The following is a 16143-nucleotide window of genomic DNA, read 5'->3' as shown; positions in this document are numbered from 1 at the left end:
CGGACCCCTCAACGACCCCCGGCCCCGCCCGTGGGTGCCGGGGGGCGTACCGCCGGTGGGCGGATGTCCTCCGGGTGGGCCGTGTGCCGGAGGGCCTCCTCGTACGAGATCATGCCCGTCGAGAGGAGGGCGTTGATGCCGGTCTCCAGGGTCTGCATGCCGTCGCGCTGGCCGGTCGCGACCATGTTGCGGATCTGGCGGGTCTTGCCCTCGCGGATCAGGTTGCGGATCGCCGACGTGCCCACCAGCACCTCGAAGGCGGCCACGCGGCCCCCGCCGGTCCGGGGGATCAGCGTCTGGTTGAGGATGCCGACCAGCGTGTGCGCCAACTGAAGCCGGATCTGCGGCTGTTGCTCGGACGGGAACACGTCGACGATCCGGTCCAGGGTCTGCGACGCGTCGTTGGTGTGCAGGGTGGCGAAGACGAGGTGCCCGGTCTCGGCGATGGTCAGGGCCGCCGCGATGCTCTCCGGATCGCGCATCTCGCCGAGGAGCAGGACGTCGGGATCCTCGCGCAGCGCCGCGCGCAGCGCGCCGGCGAACGAGTCGGTGTCGGTGCCGACCTCGCGCTGGCTGACCGCCGAGCGCTTGTGCCGGTGCAGGTACTCGACCGGGTCCTCGATGGTGAGGATGTGCACCGCCCGGTATGTGTTGACGTGGTCGAGGAGCGCCGCCAGGCTCGTCGACTTGCCCGATCCGGTCGGCCCGGTGACCAGGACGAGACCCCGCGGCACGCCCGCCCAGCCGACGACGACCGGGGGCAGCCCCAGGCGCTCGGGCGACGGCACGTCGAACGGGATGATCCGCAGCGCCAGCGCAGACGCGCCGCGCTGCACGAAGGCGTTCCCGCGCAGCCGGGCCTTCTCGCCCCAGCTGAACGCGAAGTCGACCTGCCTCTCCCGGCGGAACCGCTCCGTGAGCTCTCCGCCCAGCACCCCGGTCACCAGCAGGTCGACGTCCGCCTCGGTCAGCGCGGCGTCCTCGACCGGGCGCAGGGCCCCGTCGACGCGGAGGAACGGCGCCGATCCCGCTGTGAGCAGCAGGTCGCTGCCGCCCCGCTCCCACAGCTCGCCGAGCAGATGGTCGATGATCGCGGCACTCGGCCCGGACATGGTGGCCTCCAAGAGGTCGTGCTGGTTCACGGCCGGACCGTCCACTGCTTGACGGTGCCGGTGTGTCCGTCGAAGGACACGGCGGCCCGGACGAGCGGGCCGGACAGCAGGTCGATCCGGGCGCCGGCGAGGTGCGCGCGGGCGCCGCCGCTCCCGGCGGTCACGGTGGGGGTCACCGTCAGCCCGGCCAGCTGGGAGACCCGGGTCAGGCCGCACGCGGCCAGGTCGATCTGGTCGGTCACCGGGCCCCCCGCACCGGGACGGACGGGCACGTCCCATGAGCCCTCCGCTCCGGCGCAGGTGCTGCCGGGGAAGTCCACGGACACCGCCACCGACCGCACGTCGCCGTCCTCGTGGTGCGCCACCCGCAGGACGGCGTGGTCGAGGGGGCCCGTGGTGACGGGCGCCGGCCGGTCGTACCCGCCGAGCGTCAGGGACGCCCGGCCGCCGCCGGGGATCGTGGCGTCCGTGACGTCCACGGGGGCGCCGGGCGCGGGATCCGTGAATCCGGTGACCGAGGCGGCCGAGGACGGGGGCGCGATCACGGCCGGATACGTCGTGAACAGCACCGGCTCCGGCGGGATCCCGATCACCGGGCGGAGGTACCCGGCGGCCGGGCCGATACCGAGCCGCACGGTCCGGGCGACGATGCCCCGGGTGACGACCTGCGAGCGGACCTGGCGCATCGACAGGTCGACGGCGCCCGTCGGCGCGTAGACGGTGCCGTTGACCAGCAGGCGACTGTGGTCGGTGGCCGTGTCGGCGTCGGCGGTGGACTTCAGGACCGCGCACCCGCGGCCCGAGGTGAGGCAGCCGGACAGGGGCCGGAGGGACGGGGCCCGGAACACGATGTCCAGCTCGACGCCGTCGAGCCGGTCGACGGCGGCGGAACCGCCCGCCCCGAGCCGCGCCGTGTAGTCCACGGTCAGACCTGACAGCTGGCCGTCCTTCGTCACCCCGCAGGCGCCGAGGTCGACCACGTCGACGCCGAGCGCCCCCGCACGCGGGGTCAGGGGGTGGTCCGCGTCGCAGGCGGTACCGGTGCCGGAGACGGTCAGCGTGGTCGTGGGCGGCACGGCCGGCGGGGGCGGTTCCGTCGGCTCGGGGGGTTGCGTCGGCTCGGGCGGTGCCGGGGTGGTGTCGTCGTCCTGGTGCGCCACGCGCAGCACGACCCTGTCGATCACCGAGCCCGCCGGGAGGGGCGGCGCCGCGAAGCCGCCGAGCCGGATCGACGCCGACGGGGTGGCCGTGGCGAGCGTGGCGGTGGCGGCGGCGTTGTCGATCTCCCGCGCGCTCTCCGGGGCGAGGAACGCGGCGGCGGTGGAGGCCGAGGTGCTGACCGCCTCGGTCGGCCGCACCGGGAGCGGCGGGCGGTACGCCAGTTCCAGGGCGGCGCCGTCGAGTTCGGCGGTGGCGGTGGTGCCGTCGGCGCCGAGGGCGGCGGTGTACGTCACGGTCAGGCCGGTCAGCTGGGCGGGGTCGGTGAGCCCGCAGACGGCGACCAGGTCCAGGGCGTCGGTGTCCAGGGCGCCCTGGTGCGTGGCGAGCTTCCTCGGGGTGGTGCAGGAGCGTGGCAGGCCGGGCCCGGTCAGCGTGACCGAGGCCGACGGCGGCGGACCTCCGGCCGCCCCGGGCTCGTCGCGGTGCGCGACGCGCAACAGGGCGCCGTCCAGGACCGAGCCGGGCGGCACGGCGGGCGGGTCGAAGCCGCCGAGGACGATCTCGGCCTTCGGCGTCGTGACCGGGTCGAGTGCGGCCCGGGCCGTGCGGGTGCCGTCGATCGCCTCGGCGTCCGCCGAGGGGGCGAACGTCGTCGACTCCGCGCTCGTCGCCGGCCGGGGCTCCGGCAGGTCGTAGACGACTTCGAGCCACACGCCGTCCAGGGAGGCGCTGCCCTCGGCGCCGCCCGCCCGCAGCCCGGCCCGGTAGGTGGTGGTCAGGCCGGTCAGCTGTGCGGCGTCGGTGATGCCGCAGGCCCTCAGGTCGACGCGGTCGTCGCCCAGGCCGGCCCGTGCGGTGAGCGGCAGGTCCGTACAACCGCCGCCGCCCGCGGGGGCGACGTCGATCCTCGGTGCCGCCGCGTCGCCGGTCTCCCGGTGCGCCACGCGCAGCACGGCGGAGCGGACCGTCGCGTCCGGCGGCAGCGGCGGCTGCCCGAACCCGGCGAGGGTGAGCGACGCGGCCGGGGCCGTCGTGGTCAGATCGGCGCCGGCCACCGAAGGACCCGGCTGTTCGCCGATCTCCAGTGCGTCGTCGGGGTCGGTTCCGGCCGCTGTGAACCCGGTCGACGCCGTCACCTCGGTCGGCTTGAAGGTGGTCGGTGTGCGGTAGGCGACCTCCAGCCAGACGCCGTCGAGGCGTGCGGTGGCGGTGGTGCCGCCGCTGTCCAGGGCGGCGGCGTAGGTCACGGTCAGGCCGGCGAGCCGGGCCGGGTCCTTGAGCCCGCACGCCTCCAGCAGATCGAGCGGGGCATCCGTGGCGAGCGCCGTGTGCCGGGGCAGATCGGCGGTGCGGCAGGCGTCCCCGCCGACGGCGGCCGTGACCTTCACGGCGCCGGGGGCGGTCAGGTCGCCGTCCTCCTCGTGCCGGACCCGCAACGTCGCTCCGGTGGCGACCGAGCCGGGCGGCACCCGCGGGGTGAATCCGGCGAGCTCCAGGGACGCCGAGCGGTGCTCCGACGGGTCGAGTACGGCGTCGGCCGTGCAGCCCGAGGCTCCCGTCGGGCGCGGACACCCGGGCAGGGTCGGCCGCTCGCCGCCGGTCAGGGCGTGCCCCGGGTCGGCGAAGCCGGAGTTCGTGACGATCGCCGTCGGCTTCAGCGTGTGCGAGGGCTTCGGCGGCTGGATCCCGTACACCGCCACCTGCTGGGCGTCCGGGGTCACCGGGGCGCACAGTTCGGCCCGGCCCCGGTCGACCTGGAAGCGGCTGCCGCCGCCCATCATGATCGCGACGCCCTCGGGCCGCGTGGGGGCGCAGCCGCCCGGGTCGGGAACCGCCGGGCGCGAGGGGGCCCCGGGGTCCCACCCCGCCGGGGTGCCGCCGATCACGTCGACCGTCGGGTCGTCGACCGTCCAGACCGTGCTGCCGCCGGTGAAGCCGAAGTCGAAGGAGTACACGCCCGGTTGCAGCCACACGACGACGCCGGGACAGCCGCCGCCGGTGAGACGGGTGAGGGCCGCGGCGTCGTCGTAGTGGCCGGGCCGCAGCCGCACCAGCCAGGAAGCGCCGCCGGGGCACGCGGGCACTGCGCGCCGGACCGGGACGGCGGTGGCGGGCGGGGCGTAGTCGGGATCGCCGCCCACCACCGGGTCGGCGGGCGCCGGCGGGGTGTCGTCGGCGCAGCCGCGCACGTACGGCGCCTGGGTCGCGGGCAGCCGGGGCTGGGTCACCGCGTCGGAGCAGTTCCCGACGGCCGACACGTCGCCCGACACCACCATCGAGGCGCCGGTCCCGGTGGTGATGTCCCCCCGGGAGAAGACCCCGCCCTGCACGCGCAGGCCGCGGGTGGTCACGTCGATGCCGTCGTCCGGCGCCGTGCCCAGGCTGCGCAGGGCGTCCTGCGGCTGGGTGGCGCGCGTGGTGGCGGGGGACGAGTTCAGGGGGTCGCAGTGGACGGTCATCCGCCGTCCGTTGAGCGGTGGGGCGGTGTAGTCGGCGCAGGGGTTGCCCTGCGAGAAGTTCTTGATGGCGAGCTGGGTGGCACCGTCCGCGCTGTAGTCCCGCCCGCCCTGGTCGGCGTACGCGCGCGCGGCCCTCAGCCCGGTGCCGGCGAAGGACAGCACCGACACCGTGACCAGGCCGACGACGACCACGAACGCCAGCGCGAGGATGAGCGTCGCGCCCTGCTCGTCGCGGCGCGGGGCCGGACGGCCCGGAGTCCGGTGGCGAGGGGTCCGGTGGCGGGGGGTCCCTTCGTCAGGAGTCCGGTGGCGGAGGGGCCCACGCCCCTGGGCTCGCAAATCCGGTGTCAGGTGGCCCTGATGCCCGCGGCCCGTCATGAGGCGCTCGCCCTGCGGACGGCGGTGAGGGCCGTCGGGGGCGCGGCCGGGTTGCTCTGCACGGTCAGTGTTACCTCCAGGGGCGAGGTGCACGGGGTCTCGGCACCGCAGCTCAGAGTCACCGGACGGTTCGGCGCGGCCGGGTCGAACCGGCCGAGCGACGTGGTGACGACGTCTCCGTCGGAGCACGTCACGCGGTGGAGGACGCCGGTCGGCCGGTCGTACGCGTAGACGACGTCGGTGTCGGTACGCCGCAGGTGGACGATCACGTCGGTGACGCCGCACGCGGGGTCGGTCGTGACGGCGTCCGCGCTGCGCACGTCGCCGTAGAAGTAGCTGTTGAGCGTGGCCTGCGCGCCGGTGGCGGCCACCCGCTTCCCGGTGTCCGCGGTGAACCGCAGACCGAGGACGATGGCCCGGGGCAGCACCACCGCGATGATGCCCACGATGACGATCGTGACCAGCAGCTCGGTCAGCGTGAACCCCGACTCCGGGCGTCCGGTGCGTCGTCGTGCCGTCATGACAGCATCGACTCCCGCTTGACGACCTCGAGCGTCGTCTCCTCGACGGCGCGGGGGCCGGTCTGGTGGACGGTGAGCGTCACCTTCTGCACCCCGGTGTCGGCCGCGGGGCAGGACGGGCCGAAGGAGCCCACCCCGTCCCAGTACGCGATCTCGACGGTCACGGTGAAACCGGGCGGGGGCGGGGGAGTCGGGTAGCCGGCGGCGCAGGACACGTACGGCTCGCTCACGATCCGCTCGGCGGCGGTGCGGACCACGGAGTCGGCGCCGGTCAGCCTCTCCTGCGCGACCGAGCTGATGATCGCGGTGCCCAGGCCCCCGAGGACCGTGACGAAGGCGACGCCCATGAGCACCACGGCGACGAGGACCTCGACCAGGGTCTCGCCCTCATCGCCGCGGGGACGCCAGGTGCGCCGTGCCGGGCCGGTCACGAGACCTCGACCTGGTTGTAGACGCCGTAGATCGCCGAGAGGAGGGCGACGGCCACGAACCCCACCACCACCCCGACCATGATCACGATGGCCGGTTCGAACAGGCTGGTCAGCCGCTTGAGCTTGTACTGGAGTTCCTTCTCGTAGAACTCCGAGACGTTCTCCAGCTGGTCGTCGAGCGTTCCGGTCTCCTCGCCCACCCGCATCATCTGGGTGACCGCGCCGGGGAAGAGCTTGGTGCGGGCGATCGGTCCCGAGATGCCGCCGCCTTCGAGCATCTCCACCCGGGCCCTCCCGATGGCCCGTTCGTACACCAGGTTGTTGGCACCCGCGCTCGCCAGGCCGAGTGCCTCGGGTATGGGCACGCCGGCCTTGATCATCGAGGTCAGGATGCGGCAGAACCGTTCGATGACCATGGAGCGGACGGCGTCGCCCGCCACGGGCAGGGCCAGCAGGAAGCGGTCGCGCAGGAAGCGTCCCCGCTCGGTCCGCAGACCGGCGGCCACGGCCACGACGAGCGCGGCGAGCCCACCGAGGATGACCGGGTACCAGTCCGTGACGAAGTCGGTGAAGCCCAGCAGGATCCGGGTCGGCAGCGGGAGTTCCGCGTGGAAGGACGCGAAGAACTGCTTGAACCGGGGGAGCACGAAGACGACGAGGACGAGGATGACGGCGATGGCCAGGACCATCACCAGGCTCGGATAGGTCAGGGCGGAGCGGATGGTGCGCCGCCCCTCGACGTCCCGTTCGATGTAGCGACCCAACTGGGCCATCACCACGTCGAGTTCGCCGGTCGCCTCGGCCGAGCGGAGCACGGAGACGTAGAACGCCGGGAGCGCCTTGGTGTGGGCGGCCATCGCCGCGGCGAAGCTCTCGCCGAACCGCAGCTGGTCCATGACGTCGACGAGAAGCTTCGCCAGCTTCTTGTCCTTGGTCTCGGCGCGGATGATCTCCAGGGCGTCCAGGAGGGGGACTCCGGCCTTGATGAAGGCGGCCATCTGGCGGGAGAAGTTGCTCAGTTCGACCAGGTCGACCTTCTCCGCGGTGAGTTCGAGCTGGAGCAGATTGCGGCCCGCGGCCTTCACCGACCGGACGTCGTAGCCCTGCCGGGCCAGGCTGTCGGTCACGCCGTCGACACTGGAGCCCGTGAGGACGCCGGTGGCTTGTCTTCCGTCCGGCCCGACCGCGACGTACTTGAAGGTGGCCATGCCGGTGCTCTCCTGGATTCCGTGTCGGGGGTCGGGTCGTGGGTCTGGGGGTGCGACATCAGGGGCGCCGGGTGCCGCGGGGGTCCGGCATCCGGGGTGCCGGGTGCCGCGAGCCTCCGGCTAGACCACGTACACGCTGGACATGATTTCGGCGATGGTCGTGACCCCCTCCTCGACCAGACGGACGCCGCCGTCCAGGAGGCTGTCCATGTCCTGCTCGCGGGCGGCCCTGCGCAGGGCGCTGACGGGGGCCTTCTCGACGAGCAGCCGCTTGACCGGGTCGCTCATCACCAGCAGCTCGAAGACGCCGATCCGCTCCTGGTAGCCGGTCCGGGAGCAGAAGTTGCAGCCCCGGCCCTGCCAGAAGCCGACGTCGGTGGATCCGCCGGCCTTCGCGAAGAAGGCCAGTTCGTCCACGCCCGGCTCGTAGGGCTCGCGGCACTGGTCGCAGATCCGTCGCACCAGGCGCTGGCTGACCACGCCGGAGACCGTGGAGGTGATCAGGAACGGTTCGATGCCCATGTCGGTGAACCGGTGCAGCGCGGAGCAGGCGTCGGCGGCGTGGATGGACGAGAGGACGAAGTGGCCGGTGAGCGCGGACTCGACGGCGATGCGCGCGGTCTCGCCGTCCCGGATCTCGCCGACCAGGATCACGTCGGGGTCCTGCCGCAGGATCGAGCGCAGCCCGGTCGCGAACGACACGCCCGCCTGCTCGTTGATCTGGATCTGGTTGACCGACGGCACCACGTACTCCACCGGGTCCTCGATGGTGGTGATGTTGCGCTCGCTCTGGTTCAGCTCGCCGAGCGTGGCGTACAGGGTGGTCGTCTTGCCGCTGCCGGTCGGTCCGCCGCAGGCGACCATGCCGTACGGGGAGCGGAGCAGGGACGAGAACCGCTCGTAGGTCGCGGCCGGCATGCCGAGCTCGGCCAGCCGCAGGAGGGTGCGGTTGCTGTCGAGCAGCCGCAGCACCGCCTTCTCGCCCCAGATGGTGGGGGTGGTCGCGACCCGGATGTCGACCGACCTGCCGTCGATCTCCGTGGCGATCTGCCCGTCCTGGGGGCGCCGCTTGTCGACGATGTTCATGTTGGCCATGATCTTGATCCGGCTGACCACGGACGGGCCCATGTTCTCCGGCAGGCTCAGCACGTCGTGCAGCGCGCCGTCGATGCGGTACCGGACCCGCACCCGGTCGGAGTGCGGTTCGATGTGGATGTCCGAGGCCCGGTCGCGCAGGCCCTGGGTCAGCATCAGGTTGACCAGGTGCACGACCGGGGCGTCCTCGCTCACCACCCTGGCGCCGGAGGCGGCCCTGCGGACGGTCTCGGTCGCCTCGAAGGCCTCGACCAGACTGCTGACGCCGGCCAGCGCCCGGTAGGCGCTGTCGATCGAGCGCCGGATGTCCGAGGGAGCGGCGATCGCCAGCCGCACCCGGTCCGGCGCCACGGCCCGCCCGACCTCGTCGAGCACGCGCGGGTCCGTCGGGTCGCCGGCCGCGATCAGCAGGGTGCCCTCGGAGCGCCGCACGGCGACGACGCCCAGCGAGCGGGCCAGCGCCTCCGGCACCCGGGCGGCCGCCTCGGGATCGGGCTCGCTCTGCCGCAGATCGGCGACCGGGACGTCGAGTCGGACCGACAGCGCCTCGATCAGGGACCGCTCGTCGATCATGCCGAGCTCGACCAGCAGCGCACCGAGCCGCTTGCCCGACGCCGACTGCTGCAACAGCGCCTCGTCGACCTGCGCGGGGGTGAGCAGTCCGCGCTCCACGAGGAGTTCCCCGAGGCGCGGCCGGTCGCGCCCCTCGGGTGAGGGCCGCGCGGTGCCGGACGTCCCGCCGTGGAGCGGTCCGTCCGAGGGGGCGGGGGCTCCCGCTCCCTCGGGCAGGGTCCCGTCCTCGCCCGCAGGTCCCGTCGTCGCCCCGCGACGCCGGAGAAGCCGGCGATTCGCCATGGAACCCACCCCATTCGCGCATCCGGATCAGCGCCCGATCGCGTGCCGCGAGCACCTCACGGAACAGTCAGTCACTGAATAGTCAGCTGCACACTACATCACGGCTCCGGCCTGTCATCTGCCGTACCGATTCGGCGATAAGTGCCGCAGCCGCCTCTTGTGTGCGCACCCGACGATGAGTAGTCTCCCGCTGATTAATCAGGTTGTTACTAGTACCGGGTTCCGCTGAACCGGTCGCCGTAGATGGAGAAAGATGTCCACTTACCTGCAAGGCAAGCTGCGCCGTCGCACGCGCGCGCTGAACGAGACGGCGGAGGCCGGCTTCACGCTCATCGAGCTTCTCGTGGTCATCGTGATCCTCGGCGTCCTGTCCGCCATCGTCGTCTTCTCCGTCAAGGGCATCAACGACAAGGGGCAGGACTCGGCCTGCGACACCGACAAGGCCACGATCGCGACCGCGGAGGAGGCCTACTACGCCTCCCACGGCAAGTACGTCGAAATGGACACGCTGAAGGAGCAGTACCTGTCCGGCCCCTCCCAGTGGTACGACGTCGAGCTGGTGGGCGGTGGCGTCGACTACAACATCAAGCCGCTGGGCACCACCTGCTCCTGACGCGGGGATCGTCGCCGGGTGGCAGCGCGAGCGCCACCCGGCGCACCGGTGTGCGCGCCACGTGCCCCGCTGTACGTCCTTGACCCCTGCGCCTCGAAGCGTCCAGCCCCGTGGCGAGAGAGGCGAGCGGTACGGCACGATTGCGCCTATGTCATCCACATATGTCGCGATCATCGGTCTGCTGGGACTCGCCGTCGGGTCGTTCCTCAACGTCGCCGTGTCCCGGGTGCCGGCCGGCCGCTCGGTCCTGCGGCCCCGCTCCGCCTGCCCCGGATGCGAGACCCCGATCGCGGCCCGGGACAACATCCCCGTCGTGTCCTGGCTCCTGCTGGGCCGCCGCTGCCGCGCCTGCCGGGCCCCGATCCCCGCGCGCTACCCGCTCGTCGAGGCACTCACCGCGCTCCTGTTCGTCGCGGAGGCGCTGCGCTTCGGCCGGTCCGAAGTCCTCCCGGCCGCCCTGGTCTTTACCTCCGGCCTGCTGGCCCTGGCCGCCTGCGACGCCGAGCACTTCCTGCTCCCGCGACGGCTCGTCTACCCGACCCTCGGACTCACCGCCGCCTGCCTGCTCGGGGCCGCGGCGGTCACCGGCCAGTGGCAGCGGCTCGGCGTGACCGCCGCCTGCGGCGTCGGCGCGTTCGCCGTCTTCTTCGCCCTGCACGAGATACGGCCGGCCTGGCTCGGATTCGGGGACGTGCGCCTCGCCGGTCTCCTCGGCACCGGCCTCGGCTGGTTCGGCCCCTCGCACCTCGTCTTCGCGCTGCTGGCCGGCAGCGCACTCGGGCTGCTGGTGGGCGTCGCGCTCATCGCGACCGGGCGGGCGACCCGCAAGACCCGCCTCCCCTTCGGCCTGTTCCTCGCCGCCGGGGCCGTCACCGCGCTCCTCGTCGGCGCTCCCGTCGTCCACTGGTACGAGACGCTCGGCGACCCGTACGCGACGGGGGCACCGCTGACCCCGGTCGACCACCGGCCGTGACCCTCCCGGGGCCGGAGGCGGGGCGGGCACGACCGCGGCTCCGTACCTCCCGCTTCGGGCGCGGGGGAGGCGGGCCGGACAGCCCCGACGGGGGTGCGATCCGCTCCCCGTCCCCGCCCTCCTGAACCGGGCCGGGGCAACATCGCCCACCCCAGCGGGGCCCCTTAGGGTAGGGCCATGGGACAACCTGACCTGCCACTCGCCGAGTGGATTGTGCTCGCTCTCATGGCCGAACGCCCCACCCACGGCTTCGCCATCGCCTCCCTCACCGCGGAGGGCGCGGAGATCGGTGAGTTCTGGTACATCTCGCGACCCATGGTGTACCGGTCGATCACGCGGCTCGTCGAGCGTGAGCTGATCACGCCCGTCGGCGCCGAGGAGGGAAACCGCGGACCGCAGCGCATGATCTACGCCGCCACCCGCTCGGCCAAGGCCTCGGTCAGCCGGTGGCTCAGCGAACCCGTGGTCCAGCTCTTCGACGTACGAGCCGAGCTCACCTGCAAGCTCCTGCTGCTCCAGCGGCGCGACGCGAGCCCGACGCGCCTCGTCGAGCGGCAGCGGGTCGTCATCGGCGAGATCGAGGAGTCGCTGCGCGCCAAGGAGCACACCGGCGACTACCTCACCCGCGCGATCTACGCCTGGCGGCTGGAGCACGTCCGCGCCGCGAGCCGGTTCCTCGACGCCGTCGACGTCGACGCCGAGTCCAAGCGGCCCTCGGTCACGTCGGGCTGACGTCACGCCCGCGTCCGGTACGGACACGGGCGGAGAGGGGCTCGGCCGTCGCGTCTCCGCGACGGCCGAGCCCCTCTCCTACGTGCTCTCTCCTACGTCAGGGCGTCAGCGCGTCAGAGGCGGCCGCCCTGAGCGGCTCGCCGCCCTACGGGACCTCGACGACCGTCTCGCAGGAGCCGCCGACCGCGATCTTGTCCGTACCCGGCAGCGTCGGACCGCCGTTGGCGTCGCCGGCGCAGAGGTCCGCACCGCTGCCACCGGCCAGGGTGTCGCTGTCGGAGCCGCCCACCACGGTGTCGTTGCCGTTGCCGCCGGAGAGCGCGTCGTTGCCGGCCCCGCCCTTGAGGACGTCGATGCCGTTGCCTCCGGTGACGGAGTCGGCGCCGTCACCGGCGTCGACGTAGTCGCTGCCGCCGCCGGCCGCCACGGCGTCGTTGCCGCCGAAGGTGCAGATCGTGTCGTTGCCGCCGTTCCCGCTGACGCTGTCGTTCCCGTTGCCGGTCACGATCACGTCCGAGCCGCTGGTTCCCTTCACGCTCCCGTTTCCGGTGATCGTGGCGGCGAGACCGTTGCAGCCGGCGGAGACGTTGAGGGTCACGGTCGCGATGTTCGAGGCGACCGTGCCGTCCGTGGCCTTGTACGTGAAGCTGTCGGCACCGACGTAGCCGGCAGCCGGCTGGTAGCTGAAGGAGCCGTCGGCGGCGAGCGTGAGCGTGCCGTGCGCGGGCCCGGCCACGACGGAGGCCGTCAGGGTGGTGCCGTCGGGGTCCGTGTCGTTGCCGAGGACACCGGGGGAGGCGACGACGAGCGGGGAGTCGGCGCCGATCTTCCCGTACGACTCGTTCGCCGCGGTCGGCGTCCGGTTCGTGGCGTTGAACAGGACCGACGCGTCCTTGACGTACGACGACAGGCTGTTGCTGTTGGCCGTGACGACATCGGGACGCCCGTCGCCGTCGAGGTCGGCCACCGCGACGGCCTGCGGGTTGCTGCCGCCGTCGAGGCCGAAGGTGAGGGGACTGCCGAACGCGCCGGTGCCGTCGCCTTCGAGCACCACGATCTCGCTGGACTCGGAGCTGGCGGCGACCAGGTCGGTGTGGCCGTCGCCGTTCAGGTCGGACACCGAGACGGAGGTGAGGTTGGCCCCTGCCGACAACACGCTCGCGGTGCCGAACCCGCCCGCGCCGTCACCGGGCAGGACGGCGACACGTCCCGGCACACCGGGCGCGGCGACGACGGCGTCCAGCGTGCCGTTCTCGTCGACGTCGGCGAGCTTGAGCTCGGACGGCAGCGTCACACCGGCCGGGATGCTCGACGGCGTGCCGAAGCCACCGTGCCCGTCGCCCGCCAGCACGGAGAGCGTGCTGTTAGCGGTGTTCGCCGTGACGAGGTCCAGATGCCCGTCGCCGTCGAGATCCGCGGCCGCGACGCCCTGCGGGCCGGTGCCGGTGCCCAGGGCGAACTGCGTCGCCGCGCCGAATGTGCCGTCGCCGTGGCCGGCCACCACCGAGACGTTGTGCGTGTTCGTGTTGGACGTCGCGAGGTCGGGCTTGCCGTCCTCGTCGAAGTCGCCGACGACGGCGTCGGTCGGGAAGCGCACGACGCACGGGTTGCCGCCGGTGGTGTCGCACCCGGCCGTCGGGTTGAGCTGCACGACCGACCCGGCGCCGAGGGCGCCGGATCCGTCGCCGAGCCAGACCAGGGCGACGTTGCCGCGCGCGTCCTGGCTGACGACGTCCTGGTGGCCGTCGCCGTTGATGTCGCGGATGACCGCGGAGTGGAGGAACAGGCTCGACGAGGTGCGCGGAGCCGCGTACTTCGTCACCGCTGCGAAGGCGCCGCCGCCCGAGCCGAGGAACACGCCAAGGCCCTCGGCGCGGATCGCCGTCACCAGGTCGGGAGTTCCGTCGCCGTTGAGATCGCCGATCGCCACGGCGGAGCCGCCGCGGCCGTTGTCGTCGAGGTTCACCGCGGTGCCGAAGCCGGTCGTGTTGGCGCCGGCCGCGACGGCCGGGGTGGCGGCCAGGACGACGGTCGCCACCGCCAGGGCGAGAGCCGGGAGCCGGAGCGGCCTGACGCGCGTGACCGCGGTCGGGCCACCGTCCGGGGTGAGGTGACGACGTGGTGATCTGCTCATGTGGAGGCCCCTCCTGTGGGCCTGGAAAACGGAGAGTCGGTGACGCACGGCGGCGCGACCGTCGAGAAGTGAGGTGGCGTGCCGGCCGTCGACGATCCGGCCGACACGCGTGGCCGGGCGACAGCGCCCGGCCCTCAGCTAGTCAGTGACTGACAACTCAAGCGAGGGGGTGCGGCCCGCGTCCTCCGGCGTGGTGGGACCGGTGGCGAGGGCCGGCGGTCCGGGATCACCGGCGGGCGCTGTCCGCGCCCGGCCGGTGGTCCGCTGTCTCTTGCTCGGTGGTCCTAGTAGCCGTAGGCCGCGAGAGTCGACTGGATGGTGCTGTCGGTGTCCCACTTGTTCCGGAACAGGTCGCTCCAGGCCGTCGCGGCACCGGCGTGGCCACCGGTCAGCGCGACGCCGAACTGCTCGATGTCGCCGTAGCCGGAGTACTCGCTCGAGTCGACCTCGGTCCACACGTTGGGGTCATTGCCCGTGGTGCCGTTGAGCGAGCTCGACGTCCAGCTCACGTTCACGACGTTCGACTTCGCGACGAGTCCCAGCTGGGTGTTCCCGCCGGCGTTCGCCGTCACCGCGCCACGGACCTGGCTGATGCCCGACTCGATGCGCACCTTGCAGGCCGTGCCCGCGGTGTCGCACGCGCTGCCCCGGTACACGTTCTGGCCCGCACCGGTCTCGGTCCAGGTGAACCCGTTCTGGATCAGCGCCTGCTTGGACGCCGCGCCGAACGGAGCGGAGGCCGGGTCGGCGACCGCGACGCGGCGCCCGCTCGTCCCGAGCCACGTCACGAGGCCGGCGACCGTCGTCGGGGCGCCGCCGGAGACCGGGGAGGCGTCACAACGGGGCGACTGGGCCTTGCCGTTGCCGCTGCCGTTGGCGTCCGCACCGAGAGCCAGCGGCGGGGTGGCGCCGTTGGACGGGTCGTCGCCCTTGGTCGAGCCGGCCCAGTTGCCGTCACAGCTGTAGATCGCCAGGTGCCCGATCGCCACGGGGCGCTTGCTGTTGGCATCACCGTTGCACTGGACGGTCGCGCTCGCCGTGCACGTCCCGCCGTTCGCGGTGGGGATGACCGCGTCCACGTTCGCCTCGTCGGCGGACAGGAACGCGTCGATGTGCAGGGGGCCGTCGACGCAGTTGTTCGACGAGGAGGGGTTGCACGTGGTGTACGGACCGGCGCTCTTCAGCTGCTGACGCAGGCTTCCCGAGGTGATGCCCCGCATCGTCGACGTGTCGATCGCCGGCTTGTTCCAGAACCCGCCGACCTGCGAGGCGTTGTTCGCGGTGAATGCCGTGAAGCCCTCGATCGTCGCGATCCGGCTCTTCATGTCCTTGACGGCCGGATACATGTTGTTCGCGATTCCGACCTCCGAATCCGTCGTGGCGGATGCCGCCGGCGCCACGGCCGCGATCAGCGCCGTGGCCAGGGCGCCCACCGCGAACGCGTTGCGGAGGCGGCGCATCGCGCCGAGTCCGGAGCGCGAGCCGGTCCGGGATCGCATGGACTGTCTTTGCATTTGCTACTCCTTGTTGTTTCTTTTGCTGGCGACCGGTGAGGTGGAGCTCTACCGGAGAGAATGAGCGGATGTCCGGAATCTCTTATGCATCTGCGCAACCTCTCGGCGAGACCGTGCCGCACACGCCTAGATGGTGCTCACGTGATCACTCAGTAGTCAATCGTTGACAACTTTGCTCGCTGTGGGTGTAATGCACACGTCCAGCCCGCGGCGGGCCGACGGGTGTGTGCCGTCGGCCCGCCGCGGCACGCAAGGGGAAGGGCCGGCGGCACGATGAGCAGAGGCGTCACATGGCAGTGAAGAGCAGACCGTCGCGCTCACGCGCGATCTGGCGGGGTGCGCTGGTCCTCGTGTTGGCCGCGGTGGCGCTGGTCGTGGTGGTGCTGGTGCGGGGCGGTTCGGACTCCGACCCCCGGGCCCAGAGGCCCGAACGGGAGTGGTGCACGCCGGGCACCCCGCGTTCCGCGCTCTGCCCGAACAACGAGGTGTTCGTCGCGAAGGAGTACGCCACCCACGGCAACGCCTTCGAGTGCGACAACTTCGCCAGTCAGGCGGACGCCCAGGCGGTACTGCGGGCCAACCCCCGCGATCCGAACCGCCTCGACGACGGAGGTGGCGTCGCGTGTCGTGGGCTGCCGGAACCGCGTGACACCCGACCGGTTCCCGTCACGGAGAAGGCCGCCTGCGGTCCTGGCGCCACACGCAGCGCGCTGTGCCCGCAGCCGAAACGGGCCTTCGACGCCCGCTGGTTCCTGCGCTTCGGCAATGACGCCTACGACTGCTCCGACCTCGCGAGCCAGGCGGACGCACAGGCCGTCCTGCGCTTCGAGCCGGGCGACCCGAACCGCCTCGACGACGACGGAAACGGCGTCGCGTGCCCGGACCTGCCGGGACCCAAGGACAACATGCCGGTCCGACGGTGAACACCGTCACGCGGCAAGGGCTCGTGCGTGCGCT

General features: G+C 72.7%; 12 protein-coding genes. 4 read left to right on the top strand and 8 right to left on the bottom strand.

The window, feature by feature from the left end:
- Positions 1-8: 8 nt before the first annotated feature.
- The 6 genes from ACFYXU_RS24295 to ACFYXU_RS24270 form a co-directional block, all read right to left on the bottom strand.
- Complete coding sequence (locus ACFYXU_RS24295; protein WP_389459913.1) at positions 9-1142, bottom strand: type IV pilus twitching motility protein PilT; 1134 nt, start codon at positions 1140-1142, stop codon at positions 9-11.
- On the bottom strand, positions 1139-4924 hold the full coding sequence (locus tag ACFYXU_RS24290) for a hypothetical protein (RefSeq protein WP_389459911.1): 3786 nt from the start codon (positions 4922-4924) through the stop codon (positions 1139-1141). The genes ACFYXU_RS24295 and ACFYXU_RS24290 overlap by 4 nt, the downstream gene beginning before the upstream one ends.
- A 182-nt stretch (positions 4925-5106) precedes the next feature.
- The gene (locus ACFYXU_RS24285) at positions 5107-5631 is read right to left on the bottom strand and encodes a prepilin-type N-terminal cleavage/methylation domain-containing protein (RefSeq protein ID WP_384569119.1); all 525 of its coding nucleotides are present in this window, start codon (positions 5629-5631) and stop codon (positions 5107-5109) included.
- Positions 5628-6062, bottom strand: a complete 435-nt coding sequence (locus ACFYXU_RS24280; RefSeq protein WP_389459909.1) for a type II secretion system protein — start codon at positions 6060-6062, stop codon at positions 5628-5630. Before ACFYXU_RS24280 ends, ACFYXU_RS24285 begins: the two co-directional genes overlap by 4 nt.
- Positions 6059-7270, bottom strand: a complete 1212-nt coding sequence (locus ACFYXU_RS24275) for a type II secretion system F family protein (protein ID WP_376516379.1) — start codon at positions 7268-7270, stop codon at positions 6059-6061. The genes ACFYXU_RS24280 and ACFYXU_RS24275 overlap by 4 nt, the downstream gene beginning before the upstream one ends.
- 120 nt (positions 7271-7390) lie before the next feature.
- Positions 7391-9220: a GspE/PulE family protein gene (locus ACFYXU_RS24270; protein WP_389406243.1), complete on the bottom strand. Its 1830-nt coding sequence runs from the start codon at positions 9218-9220 to the stop codon at positions 7391-7393.
- Positions 9221-9473: 253 nt separating this feature from the next.
- Between ACFYXU_RS24270 and ACFYXU_RS24265 the strand changes: the two genes are divergently transcribed.
- The 3 genes from ACFYXU_RS24265 to ACFYXU_RS24255 all read left to right on the top strand — a co-directional run bounded on the left by ACFYXU_RS24265 (position 9474) and on the right by ACFYXU_RS24255 (position 11538).
- Positions 9474-9833, top strand: coding sequence for a type II secretion system protein (locus ACFYXU_RS24265; RefSeq protein ID WP_389406242.1), 360 nt, complete (start codon positions 9474-9476; stop codon positions 9831-9833).
- Between the two features lie 148 nt (positions 9834-9981).
- Positions 9982-10806 carry a prepilin peptidase gene (locus ACFYXU_RS24260; protein ID WP_389406241.1) on the top strand — a complete coding sequence of 275 codons (825 nt, stop codon included), beginning with the start codon at positions 9982-9984 and terminating at the stop codon, positions 10804-10806.
- Positions 10807-10983: 177 nt separating this feature from the next.
- Positions 10984-11538 (top strand): PadR family transcriptional regulator, encoded by a 555-nt coding sequence (locus ACFYXU_RS24255; RefSeq protein WP_376516370.1) that lies wholly within the window; start codon positions 10984-10986, stop codon positions 11536-11538.
- A gap of 145 nt (positions 11539-11683) precedes the next feature.
- On the opposite strand, the gene ACFYXU_RS24250 is transcribed toward ACFYXU_RS24255, so the two are convergent.
- On the bottom strand, positions 11684-13672 hold the full coding sequence (locus ACFYXU_RS24250) for an FG-GAP-like repeat-containing protein (protein WP_389459906.1): 1989 nt from the start codon (positions 13670-13672) through the stop codon (positions 11684-11686).
- Between the two features lie 284 nt (positions 13673-13956).
- Positions 13957-15171, bottom strand: a complete 1215-nt coding sequence (locus ACFYXU_RS24245) for a hypothetical protein (RefSeq protein ID WP_376517744.1) — start codon at positions 15169-15171, stop codon at positions 13957-13959.
- Positions 15172-15476: 305 nt separating this feature from the next.
- Here ACFYXU_RS24245 and ACFYXU_RS24240 point away from each other — a divergent pair, with 305 nt between their 5' ends.
- Complete coding sequence (locus ACFYXU_RS24240) at positions 15477-16109, top strand: hypothetical protein (RefSeq protein WP_376639150.1); 633 nt, start codon at positions 15477-15479, stop codon at positions 16107-16109.
- Positions 16110-16143 lie beyond the last annotated feature (34 nt).

Origin of the sequence: Streptomyces sp. NPDC002232 (assembly GCF_042890295.1) — a bacterium.
Taxonomy (GTDB): Bacteria; Actinomycetota; Actinomycetes; order Streptomycetales; family Streptomycetaceae; genus Streptomyces.
The sequence above is the reverse complement of the archived record's forward strand: the minus strand, read 5'-3'. Positions and strand labels throughout refer to the sequence as shown.

Bases quoted from the DNA above. Each gene is read 5' to 3' on its own strand.
- ACFYXU_RS24285 (WP_384569119.1), bottom strand. From the start codon at position 5,631: ATGACGGCACGACGACGCACCGGACGCCCGGAGTCGGGGTTCACGCTG.
- ACFYXU_RS24275 (WP_376516379.1), bottom strand. From the start codon at position 7,270: ATGGCCACCTTCAAGTACGTCGCGGTCGGGCCGGACGGAAGACAAGCC.
- ACFYXU_RS24270 (WP_389406243.1), bottom strand. From the start codon at position 9,220: ATGGCGAATCGCCGGCTTCTCCGGCGTCGCGGGGCGACGACGGGACCT.
- ACFYXU_RS24265 (WP_389406242.1), top strand. From the start codon at position 9,474: ATGTCCACTTACCTGCAAGGCAAGCTGCGCCGTCGCACGCGCGCGCTG.
- ACFYXU_RS24260 (WP_389406241.1), top strand. From the start codon at position 9,982: ATGTCATCCACATATGTCGCGATCATCGGTCTGCTGGGACTCGCCGTC.
- ACFYXU_RS24255 (WP_376516370.1), top strand. From the start codon at position 10,984: ATGGGACAACCTGACCTGCCACTCGCCGAGTGGATTGTGCTCGCTCTC.
- ACFYXU_RS24250 (WP_389459906.1), bottom strand. From the start codon at position 13,672: ATGAGCAGATCACCACGTCGTCACCTCACCCCGGACGGTGGCCCGACC.
- ACFYXU_RS24245 (WP_376517744.1), bottom strand. From the start codon at position 15,171: ATGCGATCCCGGACCGGCTCGCGCTCCGGACTCGGCGCGATGCGCCGC.
- ACFYXU_RS24240 (WP_376639150.1), top strand. From the start codon at position 15,477: ATGGCAGTGAAGAGCAGACCGTCGCGCTCACGCGCGATCTGGCGGGGT.